The sequence below is a fragment of the Amycolatopsis mongoliensis genome, from assembly GCF_030285665.1.
GTDB lineage: Bacteria > Actinomycetota > Actinomycetes > Mycobacteriales > Pseudonocardiaceae > Amycolatopsis > Amycolatopsis mongoliensis.
Genome location: NZ_CP127295.1, coordinates 5,864,872 through 5,885,511 on the forward strand (window position 1 = coordinate 5,864,872; position 20,640 = coordinate 5,885,511).

Consider the following 20,640-nt stretch of genomic DNA (forward strand, 5'->3'; position numbering starts at 1 on the left):
ACTCCCGCGCGAACGGAGGATCGCGATGCAGGCTCCGGTACCCCTGCACCGGTACACGAAGCTGCGGACCGCCGACGTCGAGGAGGCCCGGTCCGCGGCCGGGCGCGTGATGTCGTCGCACCGGCTTCGCGCAGCGCGGCCGCGGGAGTTCGGCGCCCGGCTGCACGCGGTCGACATCGGCTCGTCGACGCTGCTGTACGCCGTCTACCACGGCGAGGCCGAGGTGACCGCGCTCGCGCCGATGGAGTACTACACCCTCCAGCTGTTCCTGGCCGGGGCGGCGGACGTGGTCACGGACTTCGGCCGCCGCCGAGCCGGAGCCGGGCAGGCGTGCGTCATCTCGCCCGGCGAACGGCTCCGGCTGCGTTTCGCGCCGGGAACCGTGCAGGTCGCGGCGAAGCTGCCCCGTGACGTGGTCGATCGGGGGTGCTCCCGGCTCGGCGCCGAGCCCGCCGGTCCGCTCGAGTTCGACCTCGCCGTCCCCGACGGTGCACCGTGGCCCGCGCTGCTGAGGCTGGCCGTGGACACCGTGGACCGCTTCGACACGGGCATCCTGCCCCCGGGCACGGGTCTCGAGCTGGAGCGCGTGCTGGTCTCGGCGCTCCTGCTCGGCCACCCCCGCAACCTGCGGTTCCGCGGCGGCGGCGCCCGCGGATACCGCGCGGCGGGAGCCGCCGCCGAGGCCCTCAAGGCCGACCCCGCGACATCGGTGACGCCCGGGCAGCTGGCCCGCACGGCCGGGGTCAGCTTGCGCACGTTGCAGGAAGGGTTCCGCTCGCGGTTCGGCACGACGGTGACCGCCTACCACCGCGAGGTGCGGCTGGAGCGCGCGCACCGGCTGCTGTCCGCGGCCGGGGAACGCCGCACCGTCGCCGACATCGCCGTGGAGTGCGGGTTCCTCCACCTCGGCCGGTTCGCACGCGACTACCGGCTGCGCTACGGGATCACGCCGTCGGCCACGCTGCACGCCTCGCGCGCGGCGGACACCGCCGCGCCGACCGGATAGACCGCGGCGCCTCCGGGACGCAGACTTGGCGCAGCGTCAGCGCAGACGAAGGAGCGTTATGAGCCAAGCGATTCCCGCACTCGACCACCTCGACGGCGCACTGTCCACAGCGGACGTCCGGCGGACGCACACGGAAATGCGCGAAGCCTGCCCGGTGGTGCACAGCGACCGCCACGGCGGGTTCGACTTCCTGACCCGGTACGCCGACATCCGCGGGGCGCTGACCGACACCGCCGCGTTCTCCTCGGCCGCGGGCGTGCACATCCCGGCCGACCCGTCGCGGCCGCCGGTACCGGCCTTGGAGTTCGACGAGCCCGAGCACGCCGAGTGGCGCAAGGTCCTCGACGGCCCGCTGACCCCACGCGCCGTCCGCGCGTTCGAACCGGTCATCACCGAGGTCGCCGACCTCCTGATCGACGACTTCGCGGACGAGGGCGAGGCCGACCTGGCCAACCAGCTGACCGAACCGCTGCCGGCCATCGTGATCGGTCGGATGATCGGGCTGAGCCAACCGGAAGCGGTGCGGGCCCGCGGTCTCGCGGCGGCCTTGTTCGCCGCCACGGGTTCCGAGGACTTCCCGGCGCGGTTCGCGGAGTTCTCCGAGCACACCCGGCGCTGGCTGGCCGACCGCCGCGAGCATCCCCGTGACGACATGCTGACCGAGATGGCGAGCGGTGTCGTGCGGGGCAAGAAGATCGACGCGGCGGGGGCGACCGGGCTGCTGCTGGCCTACATCGTCGGCGGCCACCACTCGACGGGTTCGGCCCTCGGCGGGCTCATCCGGCACGTGCTGACCGTCCCCGGCCTGCGCGACGAACTCCTCACCGACCGCAGCGGGCTGCCGCGGGTGATCGAGGAAAGCCTGCGGCTGACCACCCCGCTGCAGTTGTTCGCGCGCACGCTCCGCTGCCCGGTCCGGGTCGGTGACGAGGAACTGGCCGGCGGCGGCCGGGTGCTGCTCGACCTCGCGGCCGCCAACCGGGATCCGCGGGAGTTCGACGCCCCGGAGGCGTTCGACCGCCACCGGACCCGCAACCGGCACCTCAGCTTCGGCGCGGGACCCCACGTCTGCCAAGGCCAGCACCTCGCCCGGGCGGAGCTCCGGATCACCGTCGGCCGCCTCCTGGACCGGCTGCCGGACCTGAGCCTGTCCGGGGAACCGGTCGAGAGCGGCCTGGTCGGCGGCTCCCTGATGACCCACTTCGCGTTGCCCGTGGCCTTCACGCCGGAGAAGGCCCCATGACCGGATCGCCACCGCTCCACCTCACCGTCGGACGGCGGCAGGCGATCGCGCGAGACGTGGTCGAGTTCGAGCTGCGCCCGCTCGACGGCGGCGACCTCCCGGCATGGCAGCCCGGCGCGCACATCGACGTCGTGGTCGGAGCCGGATCGGTTCGCCAGTACTCCCTGTGCGGCGACCCCGGCGATCGCACGAGCTACCGGATCGCCGTCCTGCGCCAGCCCGACGGCCGGGGCGGATCCGCATGGCTGCACGAGCGGCTCCACGAGGGTGGCCGGGTCGTGGTCCACGGTCCGCGCAACCACTTCCCGCTGGAACCGGCGCCGCACTACGTGTTCCTCGCGGGCGGGATCGGGATCACCCCGCTGCTGACCATGATCCGCCGGGTTTCCGGCGAGGGCGCCGACTGGTCGCTGCACTACGGCGGCCGCACCCTGACTTCCCTCGCCTACGCCGGCGAACTGCGGGAGATCGACGCGTGCAGGGTGCGTGTGGTGCCCTTCGACCAGTGCGGGCTGATCGACCTCGACGCCGCACTCGACGAAGCGGCGCCGGAGGCGCACGTCTACTGCTGCGGACCCGAGCCGATGATCGTCGCGGCCGAGGCGGCGTGCGCCCGTCGCGGATTGCGGCTGCGCACCGAACGCTTCGCACCGAAGGAAATCAGCTCCTCGCGAGCGGACACCCCGTTCGAGGTCCGGATCGCTTCGACCGGAGCCGAGCTGGCGGTACCCGCCGATCGATCCATTGTGGACATCCTGATCGAGGCGGGCGTGGACGTGCTCACCTCGTGCGAGGAAGGCACCTGCGGCACGTGCGAGACGGGCGTCCTCGACGGCCGCCCGGACCACCGCGACTCGGTGCTGACCGAGGAAGAACAGGCAGCGGGGGACCGCATCCTGCCGTGCGTCTCGCGGTCCCTCACCGCCAGGCTCGTGCTCGACCTGTGACCAGCCCGCCGCTCCGGCGAGGTGTAGCCGACACATCCCTTGGAGGACAACGATGTCCCGATCCGAATCCGCCCGCAGACCGGTTCCCCCTTGGCGCGTGGCCGTGGCCGGGCTCATCGGCACGACCATCGAATGGTACGACTTCTTCATCTACGCACTCGCCGCGACGCTCGTCTTCGCGCCCCAGTTCTTCCCCAGCACCTCCGCCGTGGCAAGCACTCTCGCGGCCCTCTCGACGTTCGCGATCGGTTTCGTCGCCCGGCCGATCGGCGGCGCCCTCATCGGTCACTTCGGGGACCGGGTCGGGCGCAAGCGCATGCTCGTGTTGTCCCTGCTCGTCATGGGCGTCGGCACGGCCCTCATCGGGGTACTGCCGACGTACGCCTCGATCGGTGTGGCGGCGCCGATCGCGCTCGTCCTGATTCGCGTCGCACAGGGGCTCGCCGTCGGTGGCGAGTGGGGCGGTGCGACGCTGCTCGCCCTCGAGCACGCGCGTACCCGCACCGAGCGCACCCTGCTCAGCTCCCTGCCCCAGGTCGGCCTGCCGCTGGGTGTCGTGCTGTCCAGCCTGGTCTTCCTGCTCGTCCGGCTCGGAGCCGGGAACGAGGGGTTCGCGAGCGGGGGATGGCGCATCCCGTTCCTGGCCAGCGCCGCGCTGGTCGTCGTCGGTCTCCTGATCCGGCTGAAACTGGCCGAGAGCCCGGAGTTCGAGCGCGTCCGGCGGCAGCACACGGTGCGCCGCGCGCCGATCGCGGACGTGCTCCGCGCCCCACGGATCTGGGTGCCCGCCTCCGGCATCACCATCGGCAGTTCCACACTCGGCAACCTGGTGCTGGCGTTCATGCTCGGCTACGCGGCGCAGGCGAAGCTGTTCAGCGCGTCGACGATGCTCACGGCCACGATCGTGGCGGCTCTCCTCTGGTGCGTGGTCCTTCCCGCTGCCGCCTTGCTCGCGGGACGCGTCGGCCGCAAGCGTGTCCTCATCGCCGGCACGGTGGGCACGATCGTCTGGGCACACCCGTACTTCGCGTTGGTCGAGTCCGGATCCCGTGCGGGTCTGTTCATCGGAACGATGGTCGCCGCGGCGTGCATCGCCGTGGCAACGGGACCGTACGGCGCGTACCTGACTGAAGCGTTCCCCGCCGAGATCAGGTACAGCGGCGCATCGATCGCGTACGGAATCGGCGGCGTCCTCGGCGGCGCGATCGCCCCGATCGCGGCCACGCTGCTCGTCACCTCGACCGGCGGTCTCGGCGCTGTCGCGGTGTACGTCGCAGGAGCGTCCTGCGTCAGCCTGATCGCCGTGCTCACCCTTCGCAGCCCGTACTCGTCTGCGCGCTTCGAGCTTGAAGACACGCGCGAGACGACGGACACGCGTAGCTTGCCCGGCCGCCGTACGTGAGAAGGATGAAGAGCTGCTTGCCGTTGCCACGCACGGCCAGGTCGCCGCCGTAGGCAGCGCACCACCACCGCATGCTTTCCAGGTCGTACCCGATAGCCGCGGGCTCCCGGCCCGAGCAGACCGCGACCGTCATCGGAGACGGTGATCGCGAGCTGGGCGCGGTCGCCCGTCATCCGCGCCTGCACGACCCTGGCACACGGGCCCAGCGGCAGCGTTCACACTCGCGGGGGAGCGGTCCAGGTGTAACCGGGCATGCGGACGCGGGCGGTGAGCTCGTCCGTAGCCGAGCCGGCTGCGTGCAGTGGACGGTCAACACCGCACTCGCCGGCACCGTCATCGCCTGGACCGTGACCATCGAGCACCCGCGCCAGGTGGTCGGCACGCCTCGGACAACCTGCTCGAGGTCGTCCAGCTCGCGCTGGGGTGTTCGTCGCGCCGGCGCTGCTGTGGTGGCCGCCGGTGGCGTTGCTGATGATCGTCCCGACGTTCGCGCTGCACCAGTGCGTCCAGCTCGACCAGTACAAGCTCGCCGCCCGCCCGACCAGCGCACCGGGCTGCTCAACGCCCCCACCTGGCACGAGCAGGCCCGCCATGCCCCGGGCGGGGTGGCGTCCTGATGATCGACCTGGACTGGTTCAAGTGCATCCATGACACGTACGGCCATCCCGTGGGCGACGACGTTCTCGCGCAGGTCGTCACCGTGCTCACCAAGGCGGTCCGTCAGGGTGACACCGTCGGCCGCCGAGGCCGCCGTCCCAGACGAAAGGGCCTTCACCGGGTCGCGGCCGGGCGCGAAGTACAGCTCGGGGTCGGTGATCGGGTGGTGGATCCGGCCGCCGACGACGCCGAACGGCACTGTCCACATCGCCACTTCGACCACGTCGTCGGAGTTGCCGCCGCGGGCCTTCCAGCGGCGTTGCGTCAGCCAGAGCGCGACCAGGATGCCGGCGATGATGCCCAGCGCGTAGGCCCGGATCGGGAGCGGCCCCAGGTGCCACGCGCCCTGTGACGGGCTCGGCGAAGACGCCAGGACCATCGCTGCCTCGTTCCTGCGAGACGTCGTCGACCTGGCCAAAGTACATCGGTCATCGAACTATCTGCCATCCGGACACTCACTCTGCTCCTGGCTGCGCGCCACCTGGGCCTGCAAAGTCTCGCAAAGTGGACATGGTTGCGCTGTGGCGAGCTTCATGATGCACCCCAAAGTTGTTCTGCCTTAGAATTACTTGCCGAGTGGTGAGGAGATCGGGTGGCGATGCTGGTGGAGCGGCCCCGGCCGCGGGTGGTGCGGGAGCATCCGCACGCGGGGTGGTTCGCGGTCGGCGCAGTGTGCTTCGGCGCGTTCATGGGCCAGCTCGACGCCAGCATCGTGACGTTGACCTTCCCGGCGTTGCAGCGCGAGTTCGCGCAGCCGCTGGCGGCGGTGCAGTGGGTGTCGCTGTCCTACCTGCTGACCCTGGTCGGCCTGCTCGCCGCGGTGGGCCGGGTCGCGGACGCGGTCGGGCGCAAGCTGACCTACGTCCACGGGTTCGCGGTGTTCACCGCCGCGTCGATCGCCTGCGGGCTGGCGCCCACTCTCGGGCTGCTGGTCGTGTTCCGGATCCTGCAGGCGGTGGGTGCCGCGATGTTGCAGGCCAACAGCGTCGCCCTGGTCGTCACCAGCGTGCCGAAGGCGAAGATGCGGTCGGCGCTGGGCGTGCAGGCCGCGGCCCAGGCCCTGGGGCTGGCTCTCGGCCCGGCGGTCGGGAGCGTGCTGGTGGGCACGGTCGGCTGGCGGTGGGTGTTCCTGGTCAACGTGCCCGTCGGGATCATCGGCCTGGTCGCCGGCCGGTACCTGCTGCCGCGCACCCGCGAGCGCAGTCCGCTGGGCCGCCGGTTCGACGGCGCGGGCGTGGCGTTGCTGGCCACGGCGTCCACCGCGGTGCTGCTGGCGTTGTCGGGTCTGTCCGGGTTGGGTGTCCCGGGGTGGTCGATCCCGGTGCTGGCGCTGCTCGGCGTGCTCGCGGCTGTGGGGTTCGTCGGGCGGGAACGTCGCGCGAGCAGCCCGATCGTGCGCCTGTCGGTGCTCCGCCCGCCCGCGGTGTCGCTGGGCCTGGTCGGGGCGCTGTGCGGCTACCTGGTGTTGTTCGGCCCCTTGACGCTGCTGCCGCAGGTGCTCGGCTCGCAGGGTGCGGCCGGGCTGGTGTTGACCAGCCTGCCCGCGGGGTTCGCGGTGGCCGCGGTCGCGGCCGAGCGGGTGCTCCCGGGGAGGTTCGGCACCCGGGCCCGGTCGGTGACCGGGGCGGCGGCCGGGGGGATCGGCTGCCTGGCGCTGCTCGCGGTCGGGGATTCGGTGCCGTGGACCGGTGTGTCGCTGTTCGTGGTGGGGCTGGGCCTGGGAATGTTCATCCCGGCGAACAACTCGGCCATCATGGGGGCCATCCCGGCCACGATGTCGGCGACCGGAGGAGGCCTGGTGAACATGGCCCGGGGACTGGGTACCGCGCTCGGCGTGGCGCTGGTGACGTTGTGCCTGCACGCGGGTGGCGAGGCGGGGGTGCCGCTGGCCCTGTCGGTGCTGGCGCTGGCCGGGGTCGTCGCCGCGGTGACGGGCCTGTCGGCCGGACAGGGACGGCAGGTGGGTTCCGATGGCTGAGCCGGCCGAGGTCGCGCTGGCGGAGGTCGTCGCGCGGCTGCGCCGGGCGATGCGCCGGGCGGCTCGCAACGCCGACCCGCACACCACGCTGTCGGTGGCGCAGCTGGAGTTGCTGTCGTGCCTGGCGGAGAACCCGGGTGCCCGGCCGGGCCGGCTGGCGCAGTTGCTCAAGCTCGCGCCGAACTCGGTCACCACGATGGTCAACGGCTTGCAGGCGAAGGAGCTGGTCACCCGGGCCAACAGTGGCAGTGGGGACCGGCGGGCTGTCGTGCTGGAGCTCACGGAAGCGGGCCGGGCGGCGGTGCATCGGTGGCAGGCCACCAACGCCGGCATCGTCGAGGCGGCGGTCGCGAACCTGCATCCGGCGTGGCAGCACCTGCTCACCGCCGCGTTGCCCGCGCTGCGCGAGCTCGTCGGTTCGATCGACGATCTCGCCGAGAGCAAGCCTTCCGGCTCGGCAGCGGGTTAGGCCGACGTGGACGCAGGACGCGAACAGGCAGCGGCGGTCGTGACTGAGTACTGCCGTCGCTGCGGGTCTGGTCGGCGTGCTCCTGCTCGTTCTGGCACACGGCGCGATCGCCGCCTACGTCGATGCGGCGGGCGCCCTCGAGGTCCTCGCTGCGGGCGTCCTCGCAGTCGTCGGCAGCCGCCGCGCGGCTCAGGTGCTTCGTCACCCACCCGGAGAGGTCCGGCCGACGGCGGGTTCGTTTCCCTGCTGAACCTCGTGCCGATTCTCGTCGTCGGTGCGGGCGTCGTCGCCGGTCGCCGACCCGATGTCTTAGGTCCCGTCGCATGGAGTCTCCTGGCACTGCCCGCCCCCGGGTGCCGACGGCGAGAGTGGGCTGATCGAGCAGGGCGGGGTGTGCTGCCCGGACGGAGGCGTGTCGTGCGGTTGGGTGTGGCGGGTGCTCTGGTCGGCGGCGCGTACCGGCGCGGCGATGTCGAGGTGGACCGGGACAGCGGTCTGGTGACCGCGGTCGGGGTGGCCGGTCCCGGTTCGGGGATCGCGGTTCCCGGGCTGGTCGATCTGCAGGTCAACGGATTCGGCGGCGTCGACTTCCTCAACGCCGACGTCGACGGCTACGCCCATGCGAGCGCGGCGCTGGTCCGCACGGGGGTGGTGGCCTACCAGCCCACGTTGATCACCAGCCGGCCCGAGCAGACCGTGGCCGCGATCGAGACCGCTGCCAAAGCACAGGCGGCGCCGGGCGGAGCGCGGATTCTCGGTGTGCACCTGGAGGGGCCGTTCCTGTCGCCGGTCCGGCCCGGGACCCATCCGGTCGAGCTGCTGCGGGCGCCGGACGTCGAATTGACGGAGAGGTTGCTCGCGGCCGGGCCGGTCACGCAGGTGACCTTGGCCCCGGAGCTGCCCGGCGCGCTGGAGGTGGTCCGGGCGTGCGTCCGGACCGGCGTGCTCGTGGCCTGCGGGCACAGCGACGCGACGGCGGCCGAGGCGCACGCCGCCTTCGACCTCGGGGCGCGGTCGGTGACGCACTTGTTCGACGCGATGCGCCCGTTCGCCCACCGCGATCCGGGTATCGCCGGTGCGGCGCTGACCCGCGACGACGTCTTCGTCGGGGTGATCGCCGATCCCAGTCACCTCGCCCCGGAAGCGGTCCGGCTGGCCTTCCAGGCCGCGCGGGGCCGGGTCGTGCTGGTCACCGACGCCTTGGCGGCCGGTGGCTGCCTGGATGGTCACTACCGCCTGGGTGACGTGGAGTTCGACGTGTCCGGTGGTACGGCCCGGCGTGCCGACGGCACGCTGGTCGGCACGACGATCACGTTGCTCGACGCGGTCCGCGACGCCTGCGCGGCCGGGATCTCCCTGGAAGTCGCGGTCAACGCGGCGACCCGCACCCCGGCCGAGCTGTTCCCGCGCGGTGACGTCGGGTTGCTGCGTCCGGGAAACCGCGCGGACGTCCTCGTGCTCGACGACTCGCTGGCACTGCACACGGTCCTGCAAGGGGCGCGCGAGCCGTGAGCCGCCACGTCGTCGCCGCGCGGGGGAGGGTGATGGTGAACGTGCTGCCCCCGCCCGGCTCCGAGGCCGCGGTGACGGTGCCGCCGTGGCTCGGGCTGCACACGTTCCACCGGCGACGGCTGGCCCGGGCGTTCGCCGCGTCTCCGACGTCGAAGGGGCCGGGGCCGGGGCGGAACCCTACGCGTGGGACGAGCCGACGTACCTGGGCGAGTTCGGCCGGCCCGTGCGCCACGGTGAGCCGCTGTACCCGCAGGTCATTTCCGTGCGTCCGCGCACTGGAACGATCCCGGCAAGACCCCGCCGGGCCGGTACGTGCTTCCCTTCACCTTGTCCCACGACTACGTGGGTGGTCCCGAGATCGGGTGGTGCCCCACCGACTTTCACGTGGCAGCAGGTGCGGCCACGGCTGCGCACCGACCCGACCGTGCAGACCGCGATGGCGGTGTCCGGGGCGGCGTTCGCGTCGGCGGGGGCGCCAACAGGATTCCCGCCAACCTGATCCTGGCGCTGACGAACGCTCGTCTGGGCATCTGGTTCGCCAACCCACGTCGCCTCCTCGAGGACGACGGGAGCTGGACGTACCCGCGCCCCGCCCGCCTGCGGCGGCTTCACTACCTGTTGCGGGAGATCTTCGCTCTGCACCCGTCGGAGCTTCCCCTGGTGTTCGTCAGCGACGGTGCCCACTACGAGAACCTCGGCCTGGTCGAGCTGCTGCGGCATCGCTGTGGGGAGATCTACTGCTTCGACGCCAGCAGTGACACCGAAACGTTCGCGACGTCGATCAGCAAGGCGATCATCCTCGCCTACGACGAGCTGGGCGTGCGCATCGAGCTGCACGATCCGGAGCTGGCCGATCCCCGGCCGGCGGACGCGACGTCCGGTCCCGACAAGCTCGATCTCCTGCACCGCTTGGCGAAGTCGCCGGTGATCACCGGCAAGATCACCTACCCGGGCCTCGACCCCGCCCACCGCGGACGGGAGGGGATCTTGGTCATCGGCCGCGCAGTACTCGATCCCGGTACGCCTGGGAGATCCGCCGGCATGCGGCCGCGCACCCGCTGTTCCCCTACGACGCGATCGGCGACCAGTTCTTCGACGACGAGAAGTTCGATGCCTACAGCGGTCTGGGAAGACATGCCGGGAAGCTCGCTCGCACGAGGATGGACACCATGCGCTTACGGAACCGCGCGTCTTCGGAGTGGGAACCCGGCCGCCGCTCACCCTGAGCGAGGGTGATCCCTGGCTGCGGTCCTGGCAACACGCCCCGCCGGGCGCCGGCGGGTCTTCGTGGGCAGCCGGACCAGCGGACGGCGAGTGCGGCGTATCCCGGTCGCCCAGCCGGACCAGTGCCTCCCGGCGATCGGACCTCCGGAAGTCGTCACGCCGCCGAGGTCCATCCACTGTGGAGTGTCCGAGCCGTGGCTCGCCGGACGCGATCCGCCGGGACCACCGTTCGCCCCACGTCCGAGGGACTTTGTGCCCTGTCCCGCCGGTGCGGTGCCGGTCACCATGGTGCGACAGCACGACCTGCCCGAGGCTCTTCGTCCGCTCTTGGGAGATCCGATGCGCTTGCTTCCGCTGTTCGCCGTCCCCACGGCCCTGTCGTGCGGGCTGCTGGCCTTCGCCCAGCCCACGCCCGGCGCGCCCCGCTCGCGGTCCACGACGCAGGATCAGGCCACGCTGGTGGCCGTCCGCGCTGCCCACCACGCGGATTTCGACCGCGTGGTATTCGAGTTCGACGGCCCACTTCCGGCCGAGCGGGACGTCCGCTATGTGCCGGAGGTGATCGGTGATCCGTCCGGCAACCCGGTTCCGCTGGTCGGCGACGCGTTCTTGAACGTCCGCATGGCCTTCGCCACCGGCCACGACGACAGCGGGGACACCACCTACGGCGCCCCGCGGCGCACGTATCCGCTGCCGAACGTCATCCAGGTCGTCAACGCCGGCGATTTCGAAGGGGTGCTGAACTTCGGCATCGGGGTCGCTCGCCAGTCGCCGGTCCGGCTGTCCGTGCTGACCGGTCCGAGCCGCGTCGTGATCGACATCGACACACCGTTCCGGACGGTGCCCGCCCAGGCCTTCTTCCTCGACGTCGCCAGGTTCGAAGCCGCGACCGAGCCCTACACGCGTGCCGTGTCCCGGCCGGTGATCCCGCCCGCGACCGCACATGGCGCTCTGCAACGGCTGTTCGCCGGGCCCACCGAGTCCGAGCTGGCTCAACGGCTGGCGTTCGTCGACTCCGACGCCACCGGGTTCACCGGCCTGGCGATCGTCGACTCGATCGCGCGGGTCCGGCTCACCGGAGGCTGCTCCAGCCACGGCTCGACCTTCAGCATCGCCGAGGAGATCACGCGCACGCTCAAACAGTTTCCGTCGGTGCACTGGGTCAAGATCTACGACCCCGCCGGTCACACCGAACGTCCGGACGGCGCTGTCGACTCCATCCCCGAATGCCTCGAGCCCTGAGCTCGAGTCGAGCGCGGATGTCCGTGGCTGGTGAATGTGGCCGAATCCTCCGTCAGCGTGCCGGCATCTCCCTACGCCGGGCCAAGAACCGACTGGGTGACGACTCAGTCGACCGTTCGACTCGTTTCACGCCGGCCTCGAGTGGCCGGACAGCAGCAGAGCGGGGGAGCGTCGACGTGACGAGGCCACTGACCGAATCGGCGCGCTTGGCGGCGCAGACCGCGGACTATCTAGCCGCCACCATCGTCGCCGCCCTGCATCCGGACGTCGCACTGGTAGCGGATCCGGCGCCGGCGGACTCGTTGCTGCGCGAGCATGCCCAGCGGCTCAGCGGGGTGCTGTTCGACCTGATCGTCCGGCTGGATCCCGGGTCGCACGGACTGCCCGGCGCGGCCGGCAAAGCCGCGCACATCGCCGACCAGATCACCCTGTCGCCGCAGCCGGCACTCGGCTGTGTGACCGGCACCGGGATCCACGACGCCCACGTGCCTCATGCTCCATAGCGCCTACTCGACCCGGGAGCTCCCGAAGCGGCCGGGGACGCCGCCCGTGCCATCAGCGCGTCCAACAGCCCGCTTCGTACTCCCTCGTGGGCAGTGTGGGACGGGCTGGTCTGCGGCTTCTCCGGCTTCGCGGAGACTTTTCGCGGGCGAGCAAACCCTTGCCGAGTGCGGCGAGCGTGTCGAGGAACGCCGGCACACCATGGCGGTCTACATCCGCCGCGAGGACTGGCAGACCGACTGGTACGACCTCGGCAACTACGACAGGTACGCCGGAACCATCTACTTGGGCGGCACCGAGATCCACTGCGCGTACATCTCCGGGTGGGTGAACATCGACGGAATGGTGTACGACGGCGACCTGCCTCCCGGCGGCAAAAGGGTCTGTTCCTGACCTCCCGCTCCTGGTGCGCCCGGGTCGCCGTCGACCGATGGAACGGGCCGCGGCCACCAGGAGCGACAGACTCGCCAGATGGGGCGTAGAGCAGGCAAGACGGACGGGGCGTCGTCGGAGCCGAATTGTTCGGCGGCCTTCGAGTACAGCTCGGTGGCTCGGTGTTCGATGGCATCGTGCCCGGCTGTGCGGTTGGCGTCTTCGGTAGCCCACCTGCGGGATCGGGCGTCTTCGCTCTCGCCGCGCTCGGCCTGGTCCTGGGCCTCGGAGCGCTCGGCGCGCTTCTGGCCGATGTCTATCTCTACCGACCCTGCGGCGCCGCATCGACGTGCTGCCGGTGATGATGTGGTGTACTGCGCACGCTGTGAGCGGCGAACTCCAGCGCTTCGCCCCCCCCGCCTTGTTCTTCTCGAGAACGGCGTGTTGCCGGCCGATGTCCACCCGCACTGGTCGTGGTTCGGGATGCCAGGCAGGTTGACCAGCCTGGCCGGCGCACCTTCGCCAAGTCCCGGGACACCGCTGGCCGGACGATGGCGGTCGCGTCGGCGAGCGGGGCGCAGTCGTCTTCGTCGCTGCTGGGCAGCCGCAGCATCCGCATCCGGGCAGGATCGGCCTCGCGCCCGGCGCCATTGCTCTTCTTCGAGAGGTGTCGATGGCTCCCAACTCGTCAACGAAAGCCAGGCAGGTTGTGCGAGCTGTGTTGGCCGGGCCTTCGGATCGCCGCGAGCCGTGATCAGTGGCGACTGGCGCTCTGTGTGTGACGCACCAGACTCGTATACCCCTCCAGGGTACTTGCGCGGCTGTTTCTGCGTCCCTATTCTCGGCCCATGTAATACCCCCTAGGGGTAACTTCCGAAGGGATGGTCGTCATGGTTGAGACCGACTCGAGACGATGGTGGGCCCTGGGCCTCATCGCATCGGCCCAGTTCATGGTCATCATGGACACGTCGATCATCGGGGTTGCGCTCCCCGAAATGCAGAAGGACCTCGGCTTCTCGCCCGGCGGTCTGTCGTGGGTGTTCAACGCCTACGTCATCGCGCTCGGTGGGCTCCTGCTGCTCGGCGGGCGGCTGTCCGACCTGTTCGGCGCGCGGCGGCTGTTCGCCGCGGGCTGGGTGATCACTCTTGGTGGCTCGGTGGTCGCGGCGCTGGCCGCGACCACTTGGGCAGAGCTACTGGGACGGGTGCTGCAGGGTGCGGGCGCCGCCCTCATCGCGCCGTCGGCGCTCACGCTGCTGATGGTGCTTTTCGGGTCGCGGCCGCGGGAGCTGACGAAGGCACTCGCGCTCTACGGCGCTGCCGCGCCTGCCGGTGGGACGGCCGGGGTCTTCCTCGGTGGCGTGATCACCGAGTGGCTTTCGTGGCCGTGGATCTTCTGGCTGTACGTGCCGATTTCGCTGGTCGCGATTCTGGCGACAGGCCGGGTGATGCCCACAGTGTCGGCCAGGCGGGGCTCGGTCGACGTCCTGGGTGCCGCGACCGTGACGGCGGGGCTCGCGGTGACGGTCTTCGCCGTGGTCCGCGCTCCGCAAGTGGGCTGGGGAGCGTTCGAGACGCTCGGGCCGCTGGTCGGTGGTCTGGTCCTGCTCGCGCTGTTCGTCGTACTTCAGCGCGTGCGGCAGGAGTCGCTGGTTCGGCTGGGGATCTTCCACACGCCGAACCTCGGTGGCGCGAACCTGGCGCAGTTCCTGCTCGGGGCCGCATGGATTCCGATGTGGTACTTCCTCAACCTGTACCTGCAGCAGGTGCTTGGTTACGGCGCCTTCGCGAGCGGCGCGGCCCTCCTGCCGATGACGGTGCTGATCGTTGTGCTCATGGTGGCGGTCGCACCGAAGCTGATCGCGAAGCTGGGTTCGAAGACGATGATCATCGGCGGGTTGTGGGCGCTGGCCGCCGGCCTTCTCTGGTTGTCCTTAGCCCGCCCCACCGGCACCTTCGTCGTCGACGTCCTGCCGGCTTCGCTGGTCGCCGCGCTCGGCCAAGCGCTGGCTTTCATCCCTTCGCTGGGTACGGCGATCTCCAGTGCGAGGCCCGAGGAAGGTGGCCTCGCGGCAGGGATCGTCAACACGGCCTACCAGGTCGGGTCCGCGCTGGGCTTGGCCGCGATGACTGCGGTCGGGTTGTCCTTCGGCGCCGACCGCCACGACGACCCGGTTGTCCTGACCGACGGCTTCTCGGCGGCGTTCCTGGGGGCCTCGGGCATCGCCCTGGCCGGCGGGTTCCTCGCCATGGTCACGCTGCGCGCAGACAAGCGCACAGCGGAAGCGCCGGCTGAGGCGGCAGCCACGCGATGAGTGCCCCTGTGCGAACTCGTCATCGTCACCCGGGGCGGCAGCGCGAACTCGCGCTGCCGCCCCGGGGGCCGTCGCGGTCTCCTGGCAGAGGCGACGCGCAACAACACCGGGTTCAAGACGACCGGCGGTCACGAGCCGCACGCGGCGTCAGTCACCGCCGTGTCCCTGCGGATCCGTGGGGCTCTCACGAACCGTCGGCAGTCCCGCTGCCTTGCAAGGTTGCCAGGCGGGTCCGGTATTCCGGTTCATCGATCTCGCCGCGTGCGAACCGTTCGGCCAGCAGCCGTTCGGGGGTAAGACGCGGTGTACCGGCCTTGCCGCGACGCTGCGAAGCCTGAGCGAGGTACCGGATCATCACGACGATGCCGAGTATCACCAAGCCCCAGAACAGCACCATGCTCACGGTCATGAGGACGTATCCCCACTCGTTCATCCCGTTGCCGTACCAGAACATCATCGCGAACTCCTCGTTTCCTTTGTGCACAAGGGATCAGGCATGGCCACATGTGGTTGTGTCGTTGTTCATGTCGCGCGTCATGAGCGCCATCATCACCGTGCGCGCCACCACGGCGATCAGGAAACCACCGCTGAGCACCCCGGTCGTGACCAGGACGGCCGCGAGGGCGAGCATCAAATCGCGGATCCGGTCGCGTGGTTCCTGCGCGGTCATGGGGACGTCCTCGGTTGCGCCGCTCTACTAACCACGATCGTTGGTGCGGTCCGGCGGCAGTAGGGACCTCATGCCCCGTGCGGGATGTCGAAGGTCCCTACCTCAGGAGGGTATGCGCGCGAACAGTGGACCCCTGCACCGATTGTGGAGGTGAGGAGCCGCGGGGGGCTCCATGCGGACAGGTCGCCCGCCGGTTGCCGGCCCTGGTCGTGATCGGCCGGTGCCGGTGCCGGTGCCGGTGCCGGTGCCGGTTTCGCTCGGCGCCGCGAGCGTCACACCGCTGCGGCCGCAGCAGTTCTGGACAAGCCTGATCCGAATCCCTTTCTGCAGCCGAGGAGTCGATCATGTCGGGTGTTGACGTCGTCGTCGTGGTGGGCGCCGCCGCGGCCGTCGCCGCGTTGGGGTGGTACTTCTTCGCTCCGCGGCGTGCACGCACCGCAGCAGTGAGCGGCGGGGTGCAGCGGCTCCAGGTGACCGTCCGGGGCGGCTACAGTCCGAGCGTTCTCCAGGTTCGCGCGGGCGTACCGGTAGAGATCGAGTTCGATCGGCAAGAAACAGGCGACTGCACGTCCCGCGTGGTCTTTCCCGACCTGCACCTGTCGGCCGCACTGCCCGCACGCACGCGGACGACGGTCCGATTCACCCCGCGAGACGCGGGGAAGTTCGGGTTCGCCTGCGGTATGAACATGGTCCACGGCACTCTCGTGGTCACCCCCGACGCACACAGCACCGCACCAGGTGAGCCCGAAGGCGCCACGTCTTCGGCAGGGCCCGCTCTCGCCACTGCTTCCGCCGTCGAGGCCGAAGCCACGCAAGCCGCCGAGCGGCGCGCCGAGCTCGCCGATCTCACCCGCCGGGTGGCCATCGGCGCCGTGCTGACCGCCCCGGTGCTGTTCGCGGTCATGGCCGGCGCGTTGTTCGGTGGGACCTGGGTGCCGGGCGTGCTGCTCAACCACTGGCTTCAGCTCGTGCTGATCACCCCGGTGATGGTCTACGCGGGATGGCCCATTCACCGCACCGGCTGGCTCGCGCTGGCGCACCGCAGCGCGGACATGAACAGCCTGATCACGCTCGGCACCGTCGCCGCCTACGGCTACAGCCTGCTGGTCACGCTCTTCCCGGAGCTGCTGCCCGCCGAGGTGCGCGAAGTGTACTTCGAGGCGGTCGGCGTGATCATCACCCTCATCATGCTGGGCCGGCTGCTCGAAGCCCGGGCCAAGGCCGGTACCGGTGAAGCGATCCGCGCGCTGCTCGGCCTGCAGGCGCGCACGGCCCGCGTACTGCGCGCCGGCGCGGAGACCGAAATCCCGGTCGACCAGGTCGTGGTCGGTGACGAAGTACTCATCCGGCCCGGCGAGAAGATCCCCGTGGACGCCACTGTCCTCTCCGGACAGTCCGCTGTGGACGAGTCGATGGTCACCGGCGAGCCGATGCCGGTGACCAAGCACGCCGGCGACGCGGTCATCGGCGCGACGGTCAACACGACCGGGTCCCTGCGGGTACGGGCGGCCAAGGTCGGCGCGGACACCGTGCTGGCGCAGATCGTCCGGATGGTGCAGGCAGCGCAGGCCTCGAAGGCGCCGATCCAGCGGCTGGCCGACGCGGCCTCGGCGTACTTCGTGCCGGCCGTGATCGCGGTGGCCGTCGCCACCTTCGCGGTCTGGTTCGTGGCCGGTCCGGTTCCTGCGCTGACGCAGGCGCTGGTGGCTGCCGTCGCGGTGCTGATCATCGCTTGCCCGTGCGCCCTCGGATTGGCGACTCCGCTGTCGATCATGGTCGGCACCGGGAAGGGGGCGAGGGCGGGCATCTTGATCCGCTCGGCCGAAGCGCTGGAGACCGCGCACAAGCTGGACACGATCGTGCTGGACAAGACCGGCACCATCACCGCCGGCAAGCCCGCGCTCACCGACGTCCACGTCGTCGGAGGCCTGGCCGAGACGGAACTGCTCACCTTGGTGGCCGCCGCCGAGGCTGACAGCGAACACCCGCTGGCCACCGCGATCGTAGCCGGAGCCGGCGACCGCGGGCATGCCGTCGCCGGTGCGGAAAGCTTCACCTCGATCACCGGCAAGGGGGTCCGCGCCGTCGTGGCCGGACGGACCGTCCTCGTCGGCACGGCCCGTCTGCTGACCGAGTCCGGAATCGACACCGGAGTCCTGGAACCGATCGCCACCGGACTGTCCGAGGAAGGGAAGACGCCGATCCTGGCCGCGGTCGACGGGCACCCGGCAGGGGTCCTCGCCGTCGCGGACACCCTCAAGGACGACTCGATCGCCGCGATCGCCGCGTTGCGCACGCTCGGCCTGCAGGTCGTGATGATCACCGGCGACAACGCGCGCACCGCCGAGGCCATCGCCCGCCAGGTCGGGGTGTCCAGTGTGCTGGCCGAGGTACTGCCCGAGCACAAAGCCGAGGAGATCCGCCACCTGCAGGGCGAAGGCCGCCGGGTCGGCATGGTCGGTGATGGCATCAACGACGCGCCGGCGCTGGCGCAGGCCGATGTCGGGCTCGCCATCGGCACCGGCACCGACGTCGCGATCGAAGCCGCCGACATCACGCTGATCTCCGGCTCCCTGGCCGGGGTCGTGACCGCCATCCGGCTGTCCCGGGCCACCATGCGCAACATCCGGCAGAACCTGTTCTTCGCGCTGATCTATAACGCTGTCGGCATTCCCCTCGCCGCTGGGACGCTCTACCCGCTGCTCGGGCTGCGGCTCTCGCCGATGATCGCCGCCGCTGCGATGGCCTTGTCGTCGTTGTCGGTGGTCGGCAACGCCAACCGCCTCCGCCACCGGGCTGAATCACTGCAGACGGCGGCGCCGCCCACGAGCCCAGGGCCGGTGGAGACCGGTGCCGGCGACCTCGAGCAGGCCACGCGATGACCATGTTCGACCGCCGTACCCTCCTTCGGGCCGAGCTCCTGGCGGCCGGTACGAGCGTGCTGTCCGCGTGCACCGGCGCCACCGAGACCCTGATCCAGCCCACCGACCCGCGTGTCGCCGACAGGGAAGCCCGACGCCGCGCCACGGGCCGGACGCAGACGTTCCGGCTGACCGCGACGCGGTGGAGGTCCGCGGAGCCGTAGCGGCGACGTGACGCCGTGACCTGTGCCGGCGCCAGCAGGCCCATCGACTCCCAGTGCCGCAGCACGTGCGTGGCCAGGCCGAATCACTGTGCGATCTCACCGATGCTCAGGTCCGCGTCGCTTGACTTCATGTCGACATCAAGGCGCAGCACGGTGGTCATGTCCAGCACTGTGACCGCGCGGCCCGACGATGGCACCGCGGCGCTGATCCGGTTGCTCGACGCCGTCGACACGCTGTCCGGCGCGGCCGACCTGCACGCGGCACGACTGTCGCACTCAGCGTTGCCGCGGCGTTGGCCCTTGCCACGCACCTGGTTTCGGCGGTGCAGCCCTGGCTGCCTGGCGCTGGGCGAGCGTGGGGCCGACATCCTCCTCGCACGGGTGACCTGAAGATCGTCGCCGTTACCGTGTTCGCCCGGCATCGGATTCGGGGGCGCGGCAGGGGCCTCGCCGCGCTCGCATCAGCGCGAGCTCACCGCGTAACACTGCCGGTAGGAGACCGGCGAGCGGACCCACCACGATTGACGCCGTAGCCGTGACGTAGGCCCTGTGTCGCGTCGCAACACCGGGGCGCCATCACGAGAGTGCGATGGCGCCCCGGTGTTGTCCTGCAGGTCAGGCCGTGGGGCGAGTCGCTCCGGCGTACTGGCTCTGCAGTGGGGAGATCTTGACGACGTCGCCGCTGGTCGGTGCGTGGACCATCTTGCCGTCGCCGATGTACATCCCGATGTGGGACACCGGCGAGTAGTACGCCACGAGGTCGCCGGGCTGGAGCTGGTCCCGTGGTACCGGAGTGCCGTACTGGGCTTGGGCTGCGGAGTTGCGCGGCAGGGTGATGCCGGCCTTCTTGTACGCCCACAGCAGAAGGCCCGAGCAGTCGAACGAGTCCGGCCCGGTCGCGCCCCAGACGTAAGGGCTGCCCAGCCTGCTCAGCGCCGCATCGACCGCGGTCTGCGCGGCCGCCGTCGGAGCCTTGACGTCGGGCGCCTTTCCGCCGGTGTCGCGTTGGGCGGCTTTGTCGGCAGCACTCAGGCTCTTGTCGGCGGACTTGACCTGCTCGATCTGGTCGTCGAGGGTCTTCTGCTTGGCCTTGATGTCCTCGGTCAGCTTGGCCGCGGCGTCGCGGGCGTCCTGAGCCCGCTTTGCAGCGTCCGAAGCCTTGGTGGTGGCGTCAGTGGCCTGCCGGACGGCACCGGTGAGGTTGTTCATCGCGGCGTTCTTGTCCGTGGCCAGCACCTCGAGCGCCGAGGACCGGTCGAGGAAGTCCTGAGCGGACGTGCCGGACAGCAGCGCGGAGAGCTTGTTCAGCTGGACGCCGCTGGTGAAGGATGCGCCGGCGAACTGGTCGACCTCGGCCTGGTACTTCTTCTGGTTCTCGGTGGCCGCGGCGCCTTGGTCCTTCGCGGCGTTGACGTCGGTGGTGGCCTTGTCGAGTTCGCCTTGCTTGGTCGTGAGGTCGTTCTGCGCCTCGAGCAGATCCTCGTTGAGCTTCTCGGCCTGTGCCGCGAGTTCGCGGTACTTGGCCAAGGCGTCCGAGGAACTCGGCGGAGCTTGCGGAGCGGGGACAGGGGCGGCGGTGGCCGAAGGCTGGGCGACGGTGATCACGAGGATCACCGAGGTCGCCGCAAGGATGCCTGAAACCACACGCCGGATGGGTTGCGACTGCACGGTCGCGCGGGTCTCCTTTGCTCGTCGCTCGCCGGCCGGAACCGCGGACGAGGAGGTGGGGCCTCCACTCGTCGTCCCCGCCGGGTATCAGGCCGCGCTGCTTCGGACGGCACGAGCTACGTCAGGTGAGGCGGTGCGGTGTGGTTCCGGTTTCCGGCTTTCCGAGAAAGCCGTTCCGGCGGCGATCCCGCGTCGCCGTCCGGTCGACGGCAGCTGCCGCGAGATCTCGGTCAGGCTACGAAAAGACTCCGGTGATGTCCACCTCTATCCCGAGGAAATCTTTACCTGGAGCCAAGTTACGCTGTGCTATCTCGCATAGTACTGTCTGCTATAGTGCATAGTAGCCTTG

Annotated in this window: 20 protein-coding genes and 2 pseudogenes; 18 read left to right on the plus strand and 4 right to left on the minus strand. The window is 70.6% G+C overall.

The window, feature by feature from the left end:
* Positions 1 to 25: 25 nt before the first annotated feature.
* From QRX60_RS28520 to QRX60_RS28540, 5 genes and pseudogenes are all read left to right on the plus strand, one after another.
* Positions 26 to 1,006: an AraC family transcriptional regulator gene (locus tag QRX60_RS28520; protein WP_285994505.1), complete on the plus strand. Its 981-nt coding sequence runs from the start codon at positions 26 to 28 to the stop codon at positions 1,004 to 1,006.
* 58 nt (positions 1,007 to 1,064) lie between these two features.
* Entirely contained in the window at positions 1,065 to 2,249 is a 1,185-nt protein-coding gene (locus tag QRX60_RS28525; RefSeq protein ID WP_285994506.1) for a cytochrome P450, read from the plus strand.
* Positions 2,246 to 3,196, plus strand: coding sequence for a PDR/VanB family oxidoreductase (locus tag QRX60_RS28530; RefSeq protein ID WP_285994507.1), 951 nt, complete (start codon positions 2,246 to 2,248; stop codon positions 3,194 to 3,196). Before QRX60_RS28525 ends, QRX60_RS28530 begins: the two co-directional genes overlap by 4 nt.
* 52 nt (positions 3,197 to 3,248) lie before the next feature.
* Positions 3,249 to 4,598: an MFS transporter gene (locus QRX60_RS28535; protein ID WP_285994508.1), complete on the plus strand. Its 1,350-nt coding sequence runs from the start codon at positions 3,249 to 3,251 to the stop codon at positions 4,596 to 4,598.
* Positions 4,599 to 5,214: 616 nt separating this feature from the next.
* A pseudogene (locus QRX60_RS28540) lies at positions 5,215 to 5,286 on the plus strand (diguanylate cyclase domain-containing protein); the annotation flags it as partial.
* Between the two features lie 165 nt (positions 5,287 to 5,451).
* On the opposite strand, the pseudogene QRX60_RS28545 reads toward QRX60_RS28540, so the two are convergent.
* A pseudogene (locus tag QRX60_RS28545) lies at positions 5,452 to 5,634 on the minus strand (prolipoprotein diacylglyceryl transferase family protein); the annotation flags it as partial.
* A gap of 219 nt (positions 5,635 to 5,853) precedes the next feature.
* On the opposite strand from QRX60_RS28545, the gene QRX60_RS28550 reads away from it, so the two are divergent.
* The 9 genes from QRX60_RS28550 to QRX60_RS28590 all read left to right on the plus strand — a co-directional run bounded on the left by QRX60_RS28550 (position 5,854) and on the right by QRX60_RS28590 (position 14,868).
* The gene (locus tag QRX60_RS28550; protein ID WP_286003719.1) at positions 5,854 to 7,233 is read left to right on the plus strand and encodes an MFS transporter; all 1,380 of its coding nucleotides are present in this window, start codon (positions 5,854 to 5,856) and stop codon (positions 7,231 to 7,233) included.
* Complete coding sequence (locus tag QRX60_RS28555) at positions 7,226 to 7,702, plus strand: MarR family winged helix-turn-helix transcriptional regulator (RefSeq protein ID WP_285994509.1); 477 nt, start codon at positions 7,226 to 7,228, stop codon at positions 7,700 to 7,702. Before QRX60_RS28550 ends, QRX60_RS28555 begins: the two co-directional genes overlap by 8 nt.
* A gap of 417 nt (positions 7,703 to 8,119) precedes the next feature.
* The gene (gene nagA / locus QRX60_RS28560; protein WP_285994510.1) at positions 8,120 to 9,214 is read left to right on the plus strand and encodes an N-acetylglucosamine-6-phosphate deacetylase; all 1,095 of its coding nucleotides are present in this window, start codon (positions 8,120 to 8,122) and stop codon (positions 9,212 to 9,214) included.
* Between the two features lie 384 nt (positions 9,215 to 9,598).
* Complete coding sequence (locus tag QRX60_RS28565) at positions 9,599 to 10,450, plus strand: hypothetical protein (protein ID WP_285994511.1); 852 nt, start codon at positions 9,599 to 9,601, stop codon at positions 10,448 to 10,450.
* A 327-nt stretch (positions 10,451 to 10,777) separates the two neighbouring features.
* Positions 10,778 to 11,680, plus strand: coding sequence for an AMIN-like domain-containing (lipo)protein (locus QRX60_RS28570; protein WP_285994512.1), 903 nt, complete (start codon positions 10,778 to 10,780; stop codon positions 11,678 to 11,680).
* Between the two features lie 176 nt (positions 11,681 to 11,856).
* A complete protein-coding gene (locus QRX60_RS28575; RefSeq protein ID WP_285994513.1) occupies positions 11,857 to 12,183 on the plus strand; it encodes a hypothetical protein in 327 nt (108 codons plus the stop codon).
* 199 nt (positions 12,184 to 12,382) lie between these two features.
* On the plus strand, positions 12,383 to 12,574 hold the full coding sequence (locus QRX60_RS28580) for a hypothetical protein (protein ID WP_285994514.1): 192 nt from the start codon (positions 12,383 to 12,385) through the stop codon (positions 12,572 to 12,574).
* 161 nt (positions 12,575 to 12,735) lie between these two features.
* A complete protein-coding gene (locus QRX60_RS28585; protein WP_285994515.1) occupies positions 12,736 to 12,915 on the plus strand; it encodes a hypothetical protein in 180 nt (59 codons plus the stop codon).
* A 528-nt stretch (positions 12,916 to 13,443) separates the two neighbouring features.
* A complete protein-coding gene (locus tag QRX60_RS28590) occupies positions 13,444 to 14,868 on the plus strand; it encodes an MFS transporter (RefSeq protein ID WP_285994516.1) in 1,425 nt (474 codons plus the stop codon).
* Between the two features lie 184 nt (positions 14,869 to 15,052).
* On the opposite strand, the gene QRX60_RS28595 is transcribed toward QRX60_RS28590, so the two are convergent.
* Together QRX60_RS28595 and QRX60_RS28600 are read right to left on the minus strand one after the other, a co-directional pair.
* The gene (locus tag QRX60_RS28595) at positions 15,053 to 15,325 is read right to left on the minus strand and encodes an SHOCT domain-containing protein (RefSeq protein ID WP_285994517.1); all 273 of its coding nucleotides are present in this window, start codon (positions 15,323 to 15,325) and stop codon (positions 15,053 to 15,055) included.
* 33 nt (positions 15,326 to 15,358) lie between these two features.
* On the minus strand, positions 15,359 to 15,538 hold the full coding sequence (locus tag QRX60_RS28600; RefSeq protein WP_285994518.1) for a hypothetical protein: 180 nt from the start codon (positions 15,536 to 15,538) through the stop codon (positions 15,359 to 15,361).
* Between the two features lie 344 nt (positions 15,539 to 15,882).
* On the opposite strand from QRX60_RS28600, the gene QRX60_RS28605 reads away from it, so the two are divergent.
* The 3 genes from QRX60_RS28605 (at position 15,883) to QRX60_RS28620 (ending at position 19,013) form a co-directional block, all read left to right on the plus strand.
* Positions 15,883 to 18,420, plus strand: coding sequence for a heavy metal translocating P-type ATPase (locus QRX60_RS28605; protein ID WP_285994519.1), 2,538 nt, complete (start codon positions 15,883 to 15,885; stop codon positions 18,418 to 18,420).
* The gene (locus QRX60_RS28610; protein WP_285994520.1) at positions 18,417 to 18,623 is read left to right on the plus strand and encodes a hypothetical protein; all 207 of its coding nucleotides are present in this window, start codon (positions 18,417 to 18,419) and stop codon (positions 18,621 to 18,623) included. Before QRX60_RS28605 ends, QRX60_RS28610 begins: the two co-directional genes overlap by 4 nt.
* Before the next feature lie 159 nt (positions 18,624 to 18,782).
* Positions 18,783 to 19,013, plus strand: coding sequence for a hypothetical protein (locus QRX60_RS28620; RefSeq protein ID WP_285994521.1), 231 nt, complete (start codon positions 18,783 to 18,785; stop codon positions 19,011 to 19,013).
* 225 nt (positions 19,014 to 19,238) lie between these two features.
* Here QRX60_RS28620 and QRX60_RS28625 read toward each other — a convergent pair whose 3' ends face one another.
* Complete coding sequence (locus tag QRX60_RS28625) at positions 19,239 to 20,291, minus strand: C40 family peptidase (RefSeq protein WP_285994522.1); 1,053 nt, start codon at positions 20,289 to 20,291, stop codon at positions 19,239 to 19,241.
* Between QRX60_RS28625 and QRX60_RS28630 the strand changes: the two genes are divergently transcribed.
* Positions 20,221 to 20,610: a hypothetical protein gene (locus QRX60_RS28630; protein WP_286003881.1), complete on the plus strand. Its 390-nt coding sequence runs from the start codon at positions 20,221 to 20,223 to the stop codon at positions 20,608 to 20,610. The genes QRX60_RS28625 and QRX60_RS28630 overlap by 71 nt on opposite strands.
* Positions 20,611 to 20,640 lie beyond the last annotated feature (30 nt).